Genomic DNA, 807 nt, shown 5'->3' with positions numbered 1-807 from the left:
GGGGGCGCCGGGGCTGCCGGGGGACCTGCTGGGCCGGCCCTTCCCGCAGGGCGACTGGGACGTGCCGGCCCGGCGGCTGGACGAGCTCTACCGGTGGGTCGAGCGGTGCGCGCTGGAGACCTCCGCCTGGTACCTCGCGGACCGGGTCCGGAAGCGGCGCGCGGCCAGGGCGCTGCGCGGCGGCGCGGCCACCGGGGCGGTGCTCGCGGCGGGGCTCCCGCTGCTGGACCTCGCCGAGGTGATGGACGGGGCGGCGCCCTGGGGGTACCTGTCGCTGCTGCTGGCCCTCGCCTGCGGGGGCGCGGACCGCTTCTTCGGGGTGACCTCCGGCTGGATGCGGGACATGGCCACGGCGCAGGCGGTGCAGCGGCGGCTGCAGGCCCTGCAGTTCGACTGGGCCTCGGAGAACGTGCGCGAGGTGCTGGGCCCCACCGAGGGCACGGCCGGCGAGGCGGCGGAGCGGTGCCTGGGGGTGCTGCGGAGGTTCTCCGAGGACGTCACCGAACTGGTGCGGGCCGAGACGGCGGACTGGATGGGCGAGTTCCGGCGGGGCGACGTCCCCGCGGCGGCCCGGGGGGCCGCCGACGGAGGGCGCGGCGAGGTGGCCGTCCCGGTGGGCGGCGCCGGCCGCTTCTCCCTGGCGGCCCCCCGGCCCAACATGCCGCGCCAGCGTCCCCCGGAGCCGCGGTGACGGCGGCGGACCGGGGCGTCAGCTGAAGACGATCATCGAGCCCTGGCCCAGGCTGCGGATCGCCGCCGCGTGCAGCCCCAGCCACACGTGGCGCTCCCGGGCGAACGGGCTCGGGT

1 protein-coding gene is annotated in these 807 nt (G+C 78.8%); it reads left to right on the top strand.

Translation table 11 applies throughout. From position 1 onward, the window contains the following. Positions 1 to 691 (top strand): SLATT domain-containing protein (locus ACOV8S_RS28450; protein WP_448321375.1); only part of this gene is annotated, 691 nt, incomplete at its 5' end. Positions 692 to 807: the final 116 nt, after the last annotated feature.

It is taken from the genome of Streptomyces sp. CO7, assembly GCF_053474865.1.
Note: the sequence above shows the minus strand (reverse complement) of the source record. Positions and strands in the feature narration are given on the sequence as shown.